This is a genomic window from Knoellia sp. 3-2P3 (assembly GCF_029223115.1).
GTDB lineage: Bacteria > Actinomycetota > Actinomycetes > Actinomycetales > Dermatophilaceae > Pedococcus_A.
The window spans coordinates 277,540-294,368 of the sequence record NZ_JARGZE010000004.1 but is presented as its reverse complement, the minus strand read 5'-3'; the positions used below and the strand labels follow the sequence as shown (position 1 = coordinate 294,368).

The following is a 16,829-nucleotide window of genomic DNA, read 5'->3' as shown; positions in this document are numbered from 1 at the left end:
GCGTGGGTCAGTGCAGGTAGACGAACCCCGGTCCCTCGTCGCGGTAGGGGATGCCGAGCGCGTCGAGCGCCGGGGCCCACGAGCCGGTCACGGTCTGGTCGGCGCCCTCGAACCCGTGGTCGGCGGTCAGCAGGAACGTCACCTCGTCGGTGACCCCCAGGGCGTCGAGGTGGTCGAGGAACGCCACCAGCCGCCGGTCGGCCTGCCGGAAGGCGTCACGCGCCATGTCGGAGCGCGGACCCGCCCCGTGGTGGCCGGCGTCGGTGACGACGTTGGCCCACCAGGTGAGCACCGGCGCGGTGGCCGGGTCGGCCCACAGCTGCAGCATCTGCTGCAGGCCGAGGTCGTCGACCTGGACCCCCCAGCGGAAGTAGCCGTCGTCGAGGTACGCCGGGTCGCCCAGGAACGGCGAGGTGTGCGGGTCGGGCAGCTGGTCACCGAGCCCGCCTGCGCCCCGGCTGTTGCCGCTGGCCCGGATGAGCTGCATCGTCGCGTAGTCGGCGCCGCGGTCGATGGCCTCGTCGACGCTGGCCGTGCGCGGGCCCTGCCGCGGCGGCACGTGGTCGTTCACCATCTCGAAGACGGTGCGGGCCTCGGGGTGCAGCCACTCGGCGCTGCGGTGCCACGTCGCCTCGTCGTTGGGCACGACGCGCTCGCCGGTGGCCCGGTCGAAGTAGACGTTGCCCAGCACGCCGTGCCGCCCCGGCCCCAGTCCGGTGAGGATCGAGGTGTGGTTGGTCAGCGTGACGCTGGGGAACTCCGCCACCGCACCGCCGCGCAGGGCCACTCCGCGCTCGATGAGCCGGGCCACGCCCGGCAGCTCGCCCTTCTCGGCGAGGTGCAGCAGGTCGCTGCAGTGGGCGCCGTCCCACAGGATGCCGACGACCCGGCGCGGCTGCCCTTCGGGCAGTGGTTCGAGGTATGCCGTGAGCGGGCTGCCGTCGAGCGGGTCCCCTTCTCCGTCAACGAGGTCGGAGTCTGGCACGCCGGCCAGGTGGGCCAGGGTGGGCCCGACGTCGACCAGCCGCGCGTGCTCGTCGACCGGCCCACGGCGGGTGACCCGCGCCCCCGAGAGGATGAGCGGCGCCCGGGACTGGATGACGTCGAGGGAGCCGTGCTCGCCGTGGTGCCCGCCCTCATCGGGGAAGAAGTGGCGCGGGGTGTGCACGACTGCGACGTCGGGGCTGCGCTCGGGGTGGGCGAACAGCGAGAGGATGCGCTCGGCGGCATAGGGGTAGGCGTTGTCGGTGGACACCCGCGGCCCCTCGCCGTCGATCTCCCGCTCGTACGGCAGGAACGCCATCGGGTCCTCGCTGGCGATCGGGTCGGTGCCCTCGAGCACCTCGTGCCGACCACCGGGGTGCAGCCTCACCCGGCCGAGGTGGTTGGCGGCGTGTGCCACGCGGCTGCCGTCACCCGCGGTCTCCACCCACAGCACGAGGTCGACCATGGCGGCGAGGTCGGGGGCGCACAGCGCGGCGATGACGGCATCACGGGACATGGCCCAACCCTAGGGGCGCCCCTTGCCGCACAACGGCGAACCCACCCGGACTCGGCGTCCGGGTGGGTTCGCGTGGTGGTGCGTCACCTCATCGGGCCAGCATGCGCGGCAGCTGGAGCATCAGCTCCTGCTGGGCGCGCCGCTGGAGCTGGCGCTCGAACTCGCGCTGGCGGCGCCTGCGATGGGCTCGGGCGAGGTCCGCGTGCAAGGACTGGAACATGGTGGATCTCCTGGTGAGGACAAGACTGAAGACATCTGGTGGGTGGGTGCGGCCCGCGGGCTCGGCGGCAACGGCCGAGCCCACGAGCGCACCGGAGGTGTGGAGGGCGGCGGTGGTCGTCATCAGGCAGCCACCGGGTTCTTGCGCGGGCGGCCACGGGGACGCTTGCGGGCGACGATCGCCCCCTGGATGAAGAGCTCACCGCCCCAGACGCCCCACGGCTCGGCGCGGTCGATGGCTCCCGCCAGGCACGCGGCGCGGGCCGGGCACGTGCCGCAGAGCGCCTTGGCGAACTCGACCCCCTCCGGGCTCTCGGCGAACCACATCTCGGCGTCGTTCTCCTGACACGGGATGCCGGCGCCGGCCACAGCGGCCTGCTCGTTCAGGTCGTGGAGTGCGCTCAACTGCATCGGGTGTCACCTCCCCTTTTCGTCCCCGTCACGGTGGTGACGGCCTCTCGGCTGCTGGTCAGGTCTCCGAACCCCTGGTGGAGGGCCTTCGACCGGTACTGATCGGTGCTGTCCTGCTCATTCATCGGTGGTGCTGCCATCTGGTGCTGGTCTGCCTTTGCTGGTGTGGTCCGAGGCAAACCCGTCTGCTGGGACAAACAGAAAGGCCGCGGATCCCGGATGTCGGGTTCCGCGGCCTTTGGAGAGACCTGGGGCTTTCGCCTAGACAGGTGGCTCTCCGGTGCGGAGGTGGACGACATCCATGTGGTCGAGAACGGTGGTCTTGGGGGCGGTGGCGCCGAAGCGGCGACCGGCGTAGAAGGCCGGGCGCACCTTGACGGCGAACACGCCACGGGCATCGGAGGCGACGCCGGACACAGTGGTCCCCTGGATCCAGACACGAGTGTCCGCGAGGCGGATCGGGTTGGCCTGCGGGCAGACGGAAAGGACGCTGGAGATCTGCGTCGTCGTCGTCATGGTGATGCTCTCCATCAGGGCCATCCCTCCTTCTGTTTCTCGCGGTCCCCAGCCGGCCGGCGGGCCGCTGGGCTTGACGTTCGAAAAGAGTAGCGGCTGGCGAGAAGGGCCAGCAACGTATTTATCGGGTTTCCTGCCAAGAATTTGCAGGACTTCCTTTCAGCCCCCGGATTCCCTTGCGGCAGAGGCGCTTTCGAAGACCTCGACGGCGTCGGACCCACCGAGGATGGCCAGGACCTGCGCGCCGTAGAGGCCGAGCTTGCGTGCGCCCACACCGGCAATGCGTGACAGATCGGACTCGTCGGCCGGCTCCGCCTCGGCAATGGCGGTCAGCGTCGCGTCCGTGAAGACGACGTAGGCCGGCACGCTCGCCGCGCGCGCGGTGGCCAGCCGCCACTCGCGCAGGCGCTCGAAGGTCGCCTCGTCGTAGCTCGGCGGGCACTCGTCGCACCGGCCGGTCTTGCGCTGGGCCGCAGTGGCCAGCTCGGCGCCACAGCCGCGGCACTTCGCCGGCAGGGACGGCTTGAGGGAGGCTCCCCGCGAGCCTGCGGCACGGGCCGCCTTGCGGGGCGCCCGCGCACCGTCGCCGAGGATGCTCGCCGTGCCGTCGAGGAAGCGCGAGGGCCGCCGCGTGGCCCGCGCGCCGGGGGTGCGGGCCCCGGCCCACGACAGGCGCAGCTCGCGGCGGGCGCGGGTCATGCCGACGTACATCAGGCGACGCTCCTCCTCGATCGCCTCCGCGGTGTCGGCCATGGTGATCGGCAGGAAGCCGTCGGAGACCCCGGCGAGGAAGACGGTGTCCCACTCCAGGCCCTTGGCGGCGTGCAGCGACGCCAGCGTCACGCCCTGCACGGTGGGCGCGTGCTGGGCGGCGGCCCGCTCGTCGAGCTCGCGCACGAACTGGGACAGCCGCGCGTCGGGACTGGTCGCGACGAGCTCGTCGGCGAGCGCGGCGAGCGCCGCCAGCGACTCCCAGCGCTCACGGGTCGCTCCTCCGCTCGAGGGGGCTTCGCGCGTCCACCCAGCGCCGACGAGGATGTCGCGCACGAGGTCGGTCAGGGGCTGGCTGCCGTCGTCGGAGCGGGCCCCGCCGCGCATCAGCAGGATGGCGTCGCGCACCTCCTTGCGGGCGAAGAAGCGCTCACCACCCCGCACGAGGTAGGGGATGTCGCGCTCGGCCAGCGCCGACTCGAAGGCCTCGGACTGCCCGTTGGTGCGGAAGAGGATCGCCATGTCGGCGGGCGAGGCGCCGGCAGCCACCCGCTCGGCGATCTCCCCCGCAATGGCCGCGGCCTCGGCCGGGTCGTCGGGGTGGGAGCTGAGCACGGGCTGCGGCCCTGGCTCGCCCTGGGCCTCGAGCTGGACGCTGTGGCTGCGCGCCTGGCCTCCGGGGCCGCGGACCACGAGGTTGGCCAGCGAGACGATCTGGGGCGTGGACCGGTAGTTGCGCACGAGCCGCACCACCTTGGCCCGGGGGTGCTTCTGCGTGAACCCGAGCAGGTGCCGAGGGCTGGCGCCCGTGAAGGAGTAGATGGTCTGGGCGGGGTCGCCCACCACGCAGACGTCGTCGCGCTCGCCCACCCACAGGTCGAGCAGGCGCTGCTGGAGGGCGTTGACGTCCTGGTACTCGTCGACGACGAAGTGGCGGTACTGCTGGCGCACCGTGCGCGCGATGTCGTCGTGCTCGGCGAGGATGCCCACCGTCACCAGCAGCACGTCCTCGAAGTCGATGACGCCCCGGTCGGCCTTGACCCCCTCGTAGACCTCGAGGAGTCGAGCCATCCCCGTCGCGTCGATGCCCGGTGGCTCCCGACGCGCGGCGGTGGCGGCCGCGGCATACGTCTCGGGGGTGAGCATGTTGACCTTGGCCCACTCCACCTCGGCGGCGAGGTCACGGATGCCGGTGCGGTCGAACTGCAGCCGCAGCGACGCCGCGGCCTGCGCCACGGCGGGCGCCTTGTGGCTCATCACCTCCGGCGCCGCTCCGCCGACGGCCTGGGGCCAGAAGTAGTGGAGCTGGCGAAGCGCAGCGGCGTGGAAGGTACGGGCCTGAACGCCGCCGACGCCGAGGTCGCGCAGCCGGGTGCGCATCTCACCGGCCGCACGCGCCGTGAAGGTCACAGCCAGCACCCGCTGCGGCTGGTAGGCGCCGGCGAGGACGCCGTAGGCGATGCGGTGGGTGATCGCCCTGGTCTTGCCGGTGCCTGCCCCGGCGAGCACGCACATCGGCCCCAGCGGGCTCGCCGCCACCTCGCGCTGCTCGGGGTCGAGCGCGGCCAGGACGGCGTCGGCGGTGGGATGGGTGGGGAGGGCAGGGCTGGTCGTCGACATCGCAGGTGAGTCTCTCAGACCTCCCCGACGGAGCTCGATCGGGAAGTTTTGAGAGGATTGCGGCGTTGAACCGCCTGTTAATTGACCCCTCAACGAGAGTTGGCCCATGACCATCGAGGCTCCCGCTGCCGGCACCGTCACCATGTTCACCACGTCGTGGTGCGGCTACTGCGTACGGCTCAAGTCCCAGATGAACCGGGAGGGCATCGACTTCACCGAGGTGAACATCGAGGAGCACCCGCAGAGCGCGGAGTTCGTCATGAAGGTCAACGGCGGCAACCAGACCGTCCCGACCCTGCTCTTCCCCGACGGCTCGGCGGCCACCAACCCCTCGATCAACGAGGTCAAGGCGCGCCTGAGCTGAGCCCTCAGGGGCGGCCCGGCACCTCCTGCCCCAGCCAGTGCTCGATGAGGCTGCGGGCGATCGACAGCCGCGGCGGGATGCCCGTGCCGCCCTCGGCCAGCTCGGCCAGCAGCTCCTCGCGGGTGACCCACCGGGCCTCGGCGATCTCGCCCGCCTGCAGTGTCAGGTCGGTGTCGAGGGCCCGGGCGGTGAACCCCAGCATCAGCGAGGAGGGGAACGGCCACGGCTGGTTGCCGAGGAAGCGCACGTCGGCCACCCGCACCCCCACCTCCTCGAGCACCTCCCTGGCCACCGCGGCCTCCAGGCTCTCCCCCGGCTCCACGAAGCCGGCCAGCACCGAGTAGCGCCGCTCCGCCCACTGCGGCCCGCGAGCCAGCAGCAGCCGGCCGGCGTCGTCGACCACCGACATGATCACCGCCGGGTCGGTGCGCGGGTAGTGCTCGCTGCCGTCGGCCGGGCAGCGGCGCAGCCAGCCGCCCTGCTCCGGCACGGTCGGGGTGCCGCAGCGCGGGCAGTGCCCGTGGGTCCGGTGCCAGTTGAGCAGCCCGAGCGCGGTCGTCATCAGTCCGGCGTCACGAGCGTCGAGGTCGACCCCGACCTGCCGCAGGGTGCGCAGGTCGCGCGCATCGGCGTTGTCGGCCGCGGTCTCGTCCACTGCGAGGTATGCCGTGCCGTCACCGTCCTCGCCGAGGAAGACCGCGAGCGCGTTGCGGTCCGCCGGGAGCGGACCCCGCAGGGCCAGGGCCGGCCGGCCGTCCTGCTGGCAGACCTCGGCCGAGCCGTCGACCACTGCGAGCACCCGGGTGGCCGGGTCGTCCAGGAGGCCCGCCACCAGCTGCGGGTCGTCGCGGCGGTGGGCCGCGCGGTCGAGCGCGGTCCGGGCGAGGGACAGATTCGTGAGAGTTTCGGGGGGTCGGCCCACAGGTCCAACCCTAGGGCCGGTCCCCGGCATACGGTGGGCGCGTGGATCGCAGCCCCCTCTACCTCGCCGCCCTGGCCAGCGCTGCCGTGCCGGGCCTCGACCCGGCGAGCGTCGAGGCCCTGCCGAGCGAGCCGGGCCAGCTCTTCGACGTGGCCTTCGTGCAGGACACCCAGCACCGGCGGTGGGTCGTGCGGGCGCCACGCACCCAGGCAGCCGGGGCGCAGATGGACGTCACGGTGGCGCTGCTGGGACTCCTGGCCCGCCGCCTGCCGTTCGCGGTCCCCACACCGAAGGGGTTCGCCCAGCTGAAGGAGGGCGGGCGCGCCGCCGTCTACCCCTACCTGGCCGGACAGAACATCAGCTTCGCGGCGCTGCCGCCCGGCCCCGGCCTGGCCGCTGAGCTCGGCCGCACCATCGCGGCGCTGCACAACGCAGACCACCAGCTCTTCGACGAGGCGGGCCTCCCGGCCTACGACCCCGACACCTACCGCACCCGCCGGCTCGCCGAGCTCGACCGGGCCGCGGCCACCGGCCACGTGCCCACCGCGCTGCTCGGCCGGTGGGAGCGTGCCCTCGAGGACGTCTCGCTGTGGCGGTTCGCCCCGACTCCGACCCATGGCGACCTCACGGGCGACCAGGTGCTCGCGGTCTTCGACGACGAGGGCGACGTCTCCACGGGACGCATCCGGGCGTTCACCGGCTGGGAGGACGCCAAGGTGGCCGACCCCGCCGACGACTTCGCCTCCCTCGTGTGGCAAGCCTCCCCGGAGGCCTTCGAGACGGTGCTCGAGGCCTACGCGCACGCGCGGGTCGAGCGGCCCGACAAGAACCTCGAGCAGCGGGCCCGCCTGGCCGCCGAGATGCGCGTCGTCACCGACCTCATGGGGGCGGTGGCCTCCGACGACCGCAGGCTCATCGACCGCCACGCGGCGGCCCTGCGGCGGCTCGACGACCGCGTGCACGCCGAGGCGGAGGCGGCCGATGACTACCGCCACGCCGCCGAGGTGCGCCCGGCCCGCACCGGTCCGCTGCTGGTGCCGCCGCACTTCGACCTCGGCGACGACGACCACGAGGACGACGTCGACCACGACGTCGCGGTGATGTTCGCCAGGACCGCCTCCGACGAGGACGCGCCACCGGAGGGGGCCGACCCCACCGACCCCGCCGACGCCGAGGGGTCCCGGCGTGAGGTCGAGTTCGAGGAGCCCGGCCCGCAGTTCGAACCCGGCTACGACCCCCGGCCCTGAGGCCGGTCAGCTCGGGATGCCGCCGAGCACCTCGGCCAGGCCCGCCTCGTCGGGAAGGTCGGGCCAGACGGTCTCGCCACTGACGGCGTAGTAGAACGCGGCGTCCACCTGCTCGAGGTCCAGGCCGCGCAGTCGGGCGAACGCCACCCGGTAGGCGGCCAGCTGGAGCGCCCGGGTCCGGGCGGCCTCACCGGTCGGCTTGGCACCGGTCTTCCAGTCGACGATGGTGAACCCGCCGTCGGGCCGGCGGAAGACCGCGTCGATGCGCCCACGCACCGCCATCGCGTCGATGACGGTCTCGACGGCGATCTCGATCTCCACCGGGGCGCGGCCGGCCCACTCGCTGGCGAGGAAGTGCTCCTTCATGGCGGGGAGCTCCGCGTCGTCGCCCGGGTCCTCGTCGGCGCTGCCGGGGAGCTCGAGCAGGTCGACCATGGCCGCCCGGGCGTAGTGCTGCTCCACCCAGGCGTGGAAGGCGGTGCCCCGGCGGGCGGCGAGCGCCGGCGGCTGCGGCATCGGCCTGCGCAGCGAGGTGGCGAAGGCGCCGGCGTCCTGTGCGAGCGCCACCAGCGCCGACGTCGAGAGGTGGCGCGGCACGGCGACAACCTGTTCACGGCGCTGGGTCAGCCGTGCGCGCTCGGCGAGCAGCAGCTCGAGCTCCTCGAGGATCGGCACCTCCTCACCGGGGATCGGCAGGGGGGCCTGGCCGTCGATGCCGCGCGGCTCGCTGCGGGTGGGGACGGCCGTCTCCACGGCCGACCTGACGGCCGCCGCCGCGCGCACGAGGTCCTCGGCCCGCTCGGGGCTGGCCGGCCACTGCACCGCGAGGGCCTCGGCGTCACGGGGGTTCTGGCAGGTCTCGGGCTTCTCCGGGTCGGGCATCTCGACCCACACCTGCCGCTCGACGGGCAGCCCGGGCGTCTCGACCACCTCGGTGAGGAAGCGTGAGGTCACCCTCGGAGTGCCGGGGCCGGCCCAGACCGGGGCGGTCAGCAGCATCTCGCCGCGTGCGCGGGTGAGGGCGACGTAGGCGAGCCGGCGCTCCTCGACGACTCCGTGCTCTCCCCCGGCCTGGATGAACGCGTTGGCCTTGGCCTCGACGTCGGTCCAGTCCTCGGCGCTGCGCCACTCCCACACCGGCAGGCCGTCGCGGTCGCCGCGCAGGTCGTAGGGCACGCCCGACAGCCCCCCGCACCAGCCGCGGTCCTTGGGGGCGGCCACGACCCACTCGGCGCCGTCGTGGGTCGACTTGGCGTAGTTGAGCGCCGGGAAGGACCCCTCGACCAGGCCGGGCACCGCCACGGCGTCCCACTCCAGCCCCTTGGCGGCGTGCACCGTGAGGATCTGCACCGCGTCGGGCGAGGCCTCGATGTAGCCCTTGTCGAGGCCGCGCTCCTCCTTCAGGGCCGCCTCCAGCCAGCTGAGGAAGCCCGCGAGGTTGGGCCGGTCGGCGCTGGCGGTGAAGCCGGCCGCGACGTCGGCGAAGGCGTCGAGGTGGGCCCGGGCCGCCGCAGGGCTGTAGCCGGGTCGGGACAGCACCTCGATGTCGAGGCCCAGCGCCCGCTCGGCCTCCCCCACGAGGTCGGCCAGCGGCAGGCCGGTGAGTGACCGCAGCCGTCGGATGACCTGCTGGAGCCCGGCCAGGCGCTGCAGCGCGGGCTCGCTCACCCACTGCCCGGTGTGGCTGCGCCACCCGGGGCGGGGCAGGTCGTCGATGGCCTCGACGATGCTCGGCTGGTCGACGGCGTCGGGCGACTGCTCGCGCACCCCCGAGGGGTCGGTGACCGGCCCGTCCTCGTCGCCGTTGCCAGCAGGCTCGGCGGTCGCCTCGCCCGCGCCGGCAGCCGCGCCGGCAGCGGCGTCGTCCGGCGCCAGCCCGCTGCGGACCCGTTGCTGGTGGCGCGCCCAGGCCATGAGGCCGTCGAGGTCGGCCGGTCCGAGCCGGCAGAGCGGACCCGTGAGCAGCCGCATGAGCTGGTCGCCGCGGGTCGGGTCCTGCACGACGTGGAGCAGGGCCACGATGTCCTCGACCTCGGGGGTCAGCAGCAGACCGCCGAGCCCGACCACCTCGTAGGGGATGTCACGGCTCTCGAGCGCGTCGATCACCGGGGCGAACTGCGACCGCTTGCGGCAGAGCACCGCCGCGGTCTGCGCCCCGGCGGTCCGTCGGTCGGCGATCCACTCGGCCACGTGGGCGGCCTCCTCCTCGACCGTGAGCAGTCGGGCCACGCCGACCCGCCCCGGTCCGGCGCTGGGCGACGGCCGCAGCTCCTCGACGTGCACCCTGGCGGCCTCCCGCAGTGGGGCCGCGACGTGGTTGGCCACGGTGAGGATCGCCCGGTGGTTGCGCCAGCTGGTCGACAGCGGCAGCTGGAGGGCGTCCTGCTCCTCGCGGAAGGCACGGGGGAAGCGGCTGAGGGTCGTCGCACTCGCCCCGCGCCAACCGTAGATCGACTGGTTGGGGTCGCCGACCGCGGTCACCGGCACCGGCTCCCCCGGTGCCACGAACAGCGCCCGCAGCAGCTCGAGCTGGGCCTCCGAGGTGTCCTGGAACTCGTCGAGCAGCACCGCCTTGAACCGCTGCCGCTCGATGGCGCCGATGTCGTCGAACCGGGTCGCCAGCCGGGCGGCGAGGGCCATCTGGTCGGCGAAGTCCATGGCGTCGCGCTCGCGCTTGAGCCGCAGGTAGCGCTCCACGATGGGCAGCACGGCGGCCCGCTCCCGCAGGGCGTCGCGCGCGGCCCTGGTCTCCTTGGGCAGGTCCTTGGCGCGGCTGGAGCCCTTGGGCAGCGCGGCGAGCGCGGCGTCGACCCGGGCGAGGTAGTCGCCGACGTCGGCCGGGGTGAGCAGGTGCTCGGCCATCTCGCCCGCGAGGTCGACGACGGCTGCGGTGATCGTGCTCTCGGCCTTGGTCACGGCGTCCATGGGCCCGTCGTAGGAGGCGACCACCTCGGCGGCGTACTGCCAGGCCGCCGCCTCGGACAGCAGCCGGGACTCCGACTCGTAGCCGAGCCGCAGCGCGTGCTCGCGCACCAGCCGACCGGCATACGAGTGGTAGGTCGAGACGGTCGGCGTGCCGCCGAGGGTCTCGGCGTCCTCCTCGTCCTCGGGGGTCCACAGGCCGGCGCGCTGGAGGCGGCGCAGGCGCTGGGTGATGCGCTCGGCGAGCTCGGTGGCTGCCTTGCGGGTGAAGGTCAGGCCCAGCACCTGGTCGGGGTCGACGAGCCCGTTGGCCACCAGCCAGACGACGCGCGACGCCATGGTCTCGGTCTTGCCCGACCCGGCGCCGGCCACGACGAGCAGGGGCGCGAGGGGCGCCTCGATGACGGCGCGCTGCTCGTCGGTCGGCCGGTGCATCTCGAGCGCGGTCGCGATGTCGTCGGCACTGTAGGCCAGCGTGGCCGTGGCCGTGGGCGAGGTGCCAGCGAGGTCGGTCCGGGTCGTCACAGCGTCTTCCCCTCGGGCTGGGCAGGGCAGCTCGACCTCACGGCGCACTGCTCGCACCACGTGCCGACCGTGGCGGTGAACGTCGCGCCGGCCATGCCGTCGGCGGTCTCGGCGATGAGCCGCTGCGCCCACTGCGGGTCGTCGTGGGTGTGCAGCGGCCGCTGCTCCTGCAGGGTGATGTCGCGCCTGTTGGCGCCCTTGCCGATCTGCAGCAGGGCCGCGCCACCGGAGGTGGTGCCGTGCTCGCCGAACGCGCCGGCGTCGACTGCCACCTGGTAGGCGCCGAGCTGGGGGTGGGTGGGCAGGTCGTCCTCGCGAGGCTTCGACGACCCGGTCTTGTAGTCGATGACGCGCAGCGAGCCGTCGGGCAGGCGCTCGAGCCGGTCGACCCGGCCGCTCACGACCGCCCGGCCGAGGGTGACCTTCATCTCGAGCTCGGCGCCGAGCCGCTGCCAGCCCTCGCGCTCGGCCCGCTCGAAGTAGCGGGCCAGCCAGCCCACCATCGCGTGCGCCTCGGTGCGCTTGCGGTCCGAGGCCCAACCGGCGGGCAGCCCGAGGCGCCCCCACCGGGCGTCGACCTCGGCCCGCAGCCTGGCGGCGTCGACGTCACCGAGCTCGGCGGCGATGTCGTGGACGAGGGTGCCGATGCTCGCGGCTCCGACCGACGGCCCGTCGCCCCCACAGGCGCTGAACAGCCAGCGCAGCCCGCACTGGCCGAACGACTCGACCTTCGAGGGCGAGATCCGCACAGGTTCGTCGGCACCGCGCAGCGGCCGGTCGTCGCTGAGGTCGCGCAGGGCCCACCAGCCCGACGGGTCGGCGCCGGGCACGCCCTCGGCCGCCAGCCGGGCCAGTGCCCCGACCGCCACGGCTCGCTTGTCCTCGTCGGCGTCGACCAGCTCGCGCCGCAGCTGGGCCACGAGCGTCGGCAGGGTCATGGCCCGGCGCACCTCGGTGAACGGCCGCTGCCCGTCACTCTCGTCGGGGAGGGGGTCGACGATGTCGAGGTAGACCGACGGCTGCTCGTCGTCGCTGCGCACCGCGGTCACCAGCACGCGCTCCCTGGCCCGCGTGAGGGCCACGAGGAACAGCCGGGTCTCGTCGTAGCGCACGGCCGCCTGGGCGCCGCGGAACGACCCGCTGCGCCCGGTGACCACGTCGACGAGCTGCTCCGAGCCGAGGAGGGAGCCCCGCAGCCGCAGGTCGGGCCACACGCCCTCCTGCACACCGGCGACGACGACGAAGCGCCACTCCCGCCCGGCCGCGGCCTGGGGGGTGATCAGCGTGACGCTCTCGCCCACCGGCGAACGCGCGACGAGGGTGTCGCCGGGGATGTCCTGGCTCTGGATGTGGGTGAGGAACTCCTCCGGGCCGGCCTGCGGCAGCCGGTCGGCGAACTTCGCCGCGGCGTCGAACAGCCCCAGCACGGCGTCGAGGTCGCGGTCGGCGCGCTGGGCGCCCGGGCCCCACCCGAGGGCGGTTTCCTGCCACGCGCTCGCCAGCCCGGTGGCCGACCACATGGCCCAGAGCACCGACTCGGCGCTCACGCCGGTCTCCCACCGCACGACGCCCCCGTCGTCGCGCACCCGGGCTGCCTCGACACCGGCGGCGATCGTGCGGGCCACCCGTCGGGCGGGGAACGCCTCGGCGCCGAGGGTCGCCAGTCGGTCGGGGTGCACGAGCGCCTCGGCGAGCAGCTCGTCGCTGGTGCGGCCGCCGCCCCCGGCGAGCTCCTCGCGTCGCAGGGCACGGCGCAGGCGCCGCAGCGCCACCGCGTCGGCACCGCCGATCGGCGACAACAGGGTGTCGACGGCCACCTGCGGGTCCACGCCCGCCGCCTGCCCCCTCGCGAGGTCGAGCACCACCCGGAGCAGCGCGAGCAGCGGCCGCACCGCCACCTCGTCGCGCACCGGCAGGTCGGTGGCCGAGCCCGCGACGGGCACGCCGGCAGCCATGAGCACGCGGCGCAGCGTCGCGGTGCGTCCCTGCCCGCGGACGATGACCGCCATGTCCGACCACGGCATACCGCCGCGCAGGTGCGCCTCGCGCAGCTCGGCCGCCACCATCGTCGCCTCCTGCGAGACCGCGCGCAGCAGGTGCACGTCGACGCGACCGCCGTCCGACTTCGGGGTCGCCTCGCGCTGCAGCCCGCCTCCGAGCGCCCCGATCTTGGGGGTGACCGCCGCTGCCGCCCGGGCCACCGCGGCAGGCAGCCGGTATGCCGTGGGCAGCACCACCGTCGGCCCCTCACCCAGGGCGGTCCACCCGGACGCCAGGTGGCGGGGGTCCGCTCCGCGGAAGGTCTGCACCGCGCTGTCGGGGTCGCCGAGCAGCACGACGTCGGTGGCCGGGCCGACCACGACCTGCAGCAGCCTGGCCGCCGCGGCGGTCATCTCCTGGGCGTCGTCGACCACGACGAGGCGCACCGAGGAGCGGAGGCGGTCGAGTGCGTCGGCGTCGTCCTCGAGCAGGTCTGCGGCAGCGCCCAGGATCCACGCGGGGTCGTATGCCCCGGGCGCCGACAGGGCGGTCACCTCGTCGTACTCGGCCAGCACCTGGGCTGCGGCCACCCACTCGTCGCGGCCGTGGACGCGGCCCAGCGCCGCGAGGTCCGACGCCTCGAGTCCGTGCTCGACCGCGCGCATGAGCAGGTCGCGCAGCTCGGCGCGGAACCCGCGCGTGGCCAGGGCCTCGTGCACGCGCTCGGGCCAGTCGGGCGCGGGGCTGTCGCCGCGTCGGTGCCCCTCGAGCAGGTCGCGGAGGATGACGTCCTGCTCGGGGCCGCTGAGCAGCCGGGGGGCCGGGTCGCCGCGCAGGGCCGCGGCCTGGCGCAGGATGCCGAACCCGAACGACTGGTGGGTGCGGGCCAGGGGTTCGGTCGAGGTCCGGGCCAGCCGGGCGGTGACGCGCTCACGCAGCCCCGCCGCGGCCAGCCGCGAGGAGGTGAGCAGCAGGCACTCGTCAGGCTCGACCCCGCCGGTCGTCACCCGGTGGACGACGACCTCCACCGCCACGGTGCTCTTGCCCGTGCCCGGGCCACCGAGCACCCGCAGCACCGGTCCGCGGTGCTCGACGGCAGCGCGCTGCTGCGCGTCGAGCCGCGGGGCGTCGACGGCCAGGCCCGGGGATCGGCGCAGGGTCAGCACGCCCCAGATTCCATCACCCGGACCCGACAGCCCCTTCGCGGCACCCCGGATCGGCCGGTCACCCGTTCCGCGGCGGCCCCGTCCAGCGTGCCCTTGCCAGGTCGACCCGGCGGCCGTCGACCTGCCCCCTGACCAGAGGAGTGCCCTCCTCGCGGTAGTGGGCCAGGGCCTCGTCCTCGAGACCCTGCGGGAAGTGCCCGCCGGCCCGGATCACCCGCCACCACGGCACGTCGGACCCGTAGCGCGCCATGACCGTGCCGACCCCGCGGGCACCGCCACGGCCGAGCAGCTCGGCGATGTCGCCGTAGGTCATCACCATGCCCTCGGGGATCTGGTCGACGACGTCGAGCACGTCGTCGGCGAACTCGCTCGGCGGGCCGAAGTCGCGGGCCGTGGTCACCATGTGGTCAGTAGACCGGCTGGCTCGGGTCGACGTCGCGCACCCACGCGAGCACCCCGCCGGTGAGGTTGTGCACGTCGGTGCGCCCGGCGCCGGCCAGCAGGCCCGCCGCCTCCGCCGAGCGCACCCCCGACTTGCACATGACGACGACCGGTATGCCGTCGGCCAGCTTCTCGAGCGCCGTTCCCGCGCGGAACTCCTCGAGGTGGATGGCGCGCGCGCCCGGCACCGACACGACCTCCAGCTCGCCCTCGTCGCGGACGTCGACCAGCTCGAAGGCCTGCTCCCCCCGCTCCCGGGCGCCCAGCATCTGCGCCAGCTCGCGCGCCGAGACCTCGCCGAACCCGGCCGCCACCTCGTCCGCCCCGGCCGCGGACTCGCCACCCGGCACACCGCCGGCGACCCCGCAGAAGGCCTCGTAGTCGATGAGCTCGGTGACCGTCCGGTGGTCGCCGCACAGGGGGCAGTCGGGGTTGCGCGCGACGCGCAGGGTGTCCCACGACTGGCGGAGCGAGTCGTGCACGAGCAGGCGTCCGACGAGCGGATCACCTTGTCCGACAATGAGCTTGATGGTCTCGGCAACCTGCACGGACCCGATCGCGGCGCACAGCACGCCGAGCACGCCCCCGGTGGCGCACGAGGGCACCGAGCCGGGCGGGGGCGGGTCGGTGAACACGCAGCGGTAGCACGGGCCGTGGCCCGCGAACCACACGCTGACCTGCCCGTCGAACCGGTAGATCGACCCCCAGACGTGCGGCTTGCCGAGCAGGGCGCAGGCGTCGTTGAGCAGGTAGCGGGTCGGGAAGTTGTCGGTGCCGTCGAGCACCACGTCGTAGCCCGCGATGACGTCGAGGGCGTTGGTCGAGTCCAGCCGCAGGTCGTGGCGCACCACGCGCACGAGCGGGTTGGCCCGGCCGACCGCCTCGGCCGCCGACTCGGTCTTGGGCCGGCCGACGTCGGGCGTGCCGTGGACGACCTGGCGCTGGAGGTTGGAGGCGTCGACCACGTCGTCGTCGACCACGCCGATCGTGCCGACCCCGGCGGCCGCGAGGTAGAGCAGGGCGGGCGACCCGAGGCCACCCGCACCCACGACGAGGACCCGGGCGTTCTTCAGCCTCCGCTGGCCCTCCAGCCCGATGTCGGGCAGCAGGATGTGGCGCGCGTAGCGGGCCCGCTCCTCGCTGGTGAGGTCGGGCGCTGGGGCGACCAGCGGCGGGATGGCCATGTGACCGAGGTTACCCACCCGTACCATGGGGCACACGCCCGAGGAGAGCAGGAGAGAGGACACCATGTCGATCAGCGCAGAGTCGCGACCCGACGCGTCGCGGGGCCAGCGGCTGCCCCGCTCCGCCCGCCGCGCCCAGCTCCTCGAGGCCGCCCAGGCCGCGTTCGTCGAGAACGGCTACCACGCCGCCGCCATGGACGACATCGCCGAGCGCGCCGGCGTGTCCAAACCCGTTCTCTACCAGCACTTCCCGGGCAAGCTCGAGCTCTACCTCGCCCTGCTCGACAGCCACACCGACATCCTCGAGGGGCTCGTGCGCGAGGCTCTGGCGTCGACCACCGACAACAAGGAGCGGGTCTACGCGGCCATCGCGGCCTACTTCGACTTCGTCTCCCGGGACGGCGCCGCCTTCCGCCTCATCTTCGAGTCCGACCTCACCAACGAGTCGGCGGTGCGCAACCGGCTCGACGCCATCGGCCTGGTCTGCGCCGACGCGGTGGCCGAGGTCATCGCCGAGGACACCGACCTGCCCGACGCCGAGGCCTCCCTGCTCGGAATGGCCCTCACCGGGCTGGCCCAGGTGAGCGCCCGGCACTGGCTCGCGCAGGGCCCGGCCATCCCCCAGGACGAGGCCGCCCGCCTCGTCGGCACCCTCGCCTGGCGCGGGCTCGGCTACTTCCCGAAGGTGTCGGGGGAAGGAACACCGCACCAGGCTGGTTAGCCTGTGGGCAGACAGGCGCACGACACGTATGCCGTGGGCCACCGCTTCGACGAAAGGCCACTGACGTGGAGGTCAAGATCGGCGTGCAGAACGTCGCGCGCGAGATCACGTTCGAAACCGACGCCAGCTCGCAGGACGTCGCCAAGGCCGTGGCCGAGGCGATCGAGAAGGGCACCCTGCTCACCCTGACCGACGACAAGGGCCGCCAGCTCATCGTTCCCGGTGCTGCGCTGGGCTACGTCTCCCTCGGGGAGAGCGAGCGCCGCGGGGTCGGCTTCGGCACCCTCTGACCGCGCACGCGAGTGGCCGGTCCTTTCATTCGGCGCTGAACCGTCAGCACCGAGGGAATGGGCCGGCCACTGCCGTCTTCACGCACTCG

General features: G+C 73.9%; 14 protein-coding genes. 4 read left to right on the top strand and 10 right to left on the bottom strand.

The annotated features are described in order from the left end of the window. Positions 1 to 7: 7 nt before the first annotated feature. The 5 genes from P0Y31_RS13940 to P0Y31_RS13920 all read right to left on the bottom strand — a co-directional run bounded on the left by P0Y31_RS13940 (position 8) and on the right by P0Y31_RS13920 (position 4,978). Complete coding sequence (locus P0Y31_RS13940) at positions 8 to 1,501, bottom strand: alkaline phosphatase family protein (protein ID WP_275870366.1); 1,494 nt, start codon at positions 1,499 to 1,501, stop codon at positions 8 to 10. Between the two features lie 88 nt (positions 1,502 to 1,589). Beyond that, the gene (locus tag P0Y31_RS13935; protein ID WP_275870364.1) at positions 1,590 to 1,844 is read right to left on the bottom strand and encodes a hypothetical protein; all 255 of its coding nucleotides are present in this window, start codon (positions 1,842 to 1,844) and stop codon (positions 1,590 to 1,592) included. Further along, positions 1,844 to 2,131, bottom strand: coding sequence for a WhiB family transcriptional regulator (locus P0Y31_RS13930; protein ID WP_275804574.1), 288 nt, complete (start codon positions 2,129 to 2,131; stop codon positions 1,844 to 1,846). Before P0Y31_RS13930 ends, P0Y31_RS13935 begins: the two co-directional genes overlap by 1 nt. Positions 2,132 to 2,392: 261 nt before the next feature. Next, complete coding sequence (locus P0Y31_RS13925) at positions 2,393 to 2,671, bottom strand: hypothetical protein (RefSeq protein ID WP_275870362.1); 279 nt, start codon at positions 2,669 to 2,671, stop codon at positions 2,393 to 2,395. A gap of 135 nt (positions 2,672 to 2,806) precedes the next feature. Continuing rightward, entirely contained in the window at positions 2,807 to 4,978 is a 2,172-nt protein-coding gene (locus P0Y31_RS13920) for an ATP-dependent DNA helicase UvrD2 (protein ID WP_275870360.1), read from the bottom strand. A 106-nt stretch (positions 4,979 to 5,084) separates the two neighbouring features. Here P0Y31_RS13920 and P0Y31_RS13915 point away from each other — a divergent pair, with 106 nt between their 5' ends. Next, a complete protein-coding gene (locus tag P0Y31_RS13915) occupies positions 5,085 to 5,342 on the top strand; it encodes a mycoredoxin (protein ID WP_275804579.1) in 258 nt (85 codons plus the stop codon). A gap of 4 nt (positions 5,343 to 5,346) precedes the next feature. Here P0Y31_RS13915 and nudC read toward each other — a convergent pair whose 3' ends face one another. Next, on the bottom strand, positions 5,347 to 6,264 hold the full coding sequence (nudC, locus tag P0Y31_RS13910) for an NAD(+) diphosphatase (RefSeq protein WP_275870358.1): 918 nt from the start codon (positions 6,262 to 6,264) through the stop codon (positions 5,347 to 5,349). A gap of 41 nt (positions 6,265 to 6,305) precedes the next feature. Here nudC and P0Y31_RS13905 point away from each other — a divergent pair, with 41 nt between their 5' ends. After that, a complete protein-coding gene (locus P0Y31_RS13905; RefSeq protein WP_275870356.1) occupies positions 6,306 to 7,511 on the top strand; it encodes a macrolide 2'-phosphotransferase in 1,206 nt (401 codons plus the stop codon). Positions 7,512 to 7,517: 6 nt separating this feature from the next. On the opposite strand, the gene P0Y31_RS13900 is transcribed toward P0Y31_RS13905, so the two are convergent. From P0Y31_RS13900 to moeB, 4 genes are read right to left on the bottom strand one after another with little or no spacing between them, the layout of a single operon-like run. Then, positions 7,518 to 10,958, bottom strand: coding sequence for an ATP-dependent DNA helicase (locus P0Y31_RS13900; RefSeq protein WP_275870354.1), 3,441 nt, complete (start codon positions 10,956 to 10,958; stop codon positions 7,518 to 7,520). Beyond that, positions 10,955 to 14,104: an ATP-dependent DNA helicase gene (locus P0Y31_RS13895; RefSeq protein WP_275870352.1), complete on the bottom strand. Its 3,150-nt coding sequence runs from the start codon at positions 14,102 to 14,104 to the stop codon at positions 10,955 to 10,957. The genes P0Y31_RS13900 and P0Y31_RS13895 overlap by 4 nt, the downstream gene beginning before the upstream one ends. 58 nt (positions 14,105 to 14,162) lie before the next feature. Then, positions 14,163 to 14,507, bottom strand: a complete 345-nt coding sequence (locus P0Y31_RS13890; RefSeq protein WP_275870350.1) for an MGMT family protein — start codon at positions 14,505 to 14,507, stop codon at positions 14,163 to 14,165. A 4-nt stretch (positions 14,508 to 14,511) separates the two neighbouring features. After that, on the bottom strand, positions 14,512 to 15,729 hold the full coding sequence (gene moeB, locus P0Y31_RS13885) for a molybdopterin-synthase adenylyltransferase MoeB (protein WP_275870348.1): 1,218 nt from the start codon (positions 15,727 to 15,729) through the stop codon (positions 14,512 to 14,514). A gap of 64 nt (positions 15,730 to 15,793) precedes the next feature. Between moeB and P0Y31_RS13880 the strand changes: the two genes are divergently transcribed. Together P0Y31_RS13880 and P0Y31_RS13875 are read left to right on the top strand one after the other, a co-directional pair. Next, positions 15,794 to 16,450: a TetR/AcrR family transcriptional regulator gene (locus P0Y31_RS13880; protein ID WP_275870346.1), complete on the top strand. Its 657-nt coding sequence runs from the start codon at positions 15,794 to 15,796 to the stop codon at positions 16,448 to 16,450. A gap of 65 nt (positions 16,451 to 16,515) precedes the next feature. Continuing rightward, complete coding sequence (locus P0Y31_RS13875) at positions 16,516 to 16,740, top strand: DUF3107 domain-containing protein (RefSeq protein ID WP_275870344.1); 225 nt, start codon at positions 16,516 to 16,518, stop codon at positions 16,738 to 16,740. Positions 16,741 to 16,829 lie beyond the last annotated feature (89 nt).

Excerpts from the sequence above, each read along its gene's own strand:
- P0Y31_RS13940 (WP_275870366.1), bottom strand. The coding sequence starts at position 1,501 with ATGTCCCGTGATGCCGTCATCGCCGCGCTGTGCGCCCCCGACCTCGCC.
- P0Y31_RS13935 (WP_275870364.1), bottom strand. The coding sequence starts at position 1,844 with ATGACGACCACCGCCGCCCTCCACACCTCCGGTGCGCTCGTGGGCTCG.
- P0Y31_RS13930 (WP_275804574.1), bottom strand. The coding sequence starts at position 2,131 with ATGCAGTTGAGCGCACTCCACGACCTGAACGAGCAGGCCGCTGTGGCC.
- P0Y31_RS13925 (WP_275870362.1), bottom strand. The coding sequence starts at position 2,671 with ATGGCCCTGATGGAGAGCATCACCATGACGACGACGACGCAGATCTCC.
- P0Y31_RS13920 (WP_275870360.1), bottom strand. The coding sequence starts at position 4,978 with ATGTCGACGACCAGCCCTGCCCTCCCCACCCATCCCACCGCCGACGCC.
- P0Y31_RS13915 (WP_275804579.1), top strand. The coding sequence starts at position 5,085 with ATGACCATCGAGGCTCCCGCTGCCGGCACCGTCACCATGTTCACCACG.
- P0Y31_RS13890 (WP_275870350.1), bottom strand. The coding sequence starts at position 14,507 with ATGGTGACCACGGCCCGCGACTTCGGCCCGCCGAGCGAGTTCGCCGAC.
- moeB (WP_275870348.1), bottom strand. The coding sequence starts at position 15,729 with ATGGCCATCCCGCCGCTGGTCGCCCCAGCGCCCGACCTCACCAGCGAG.
- P0Y31_RS13880 (WP_275870346.1), top strand. The coding sequence starts at position 15,794 with ATGTCGATCAGCGCAGAGTCGCGACCCGACGCGTCGCGGGGCCAGCGG.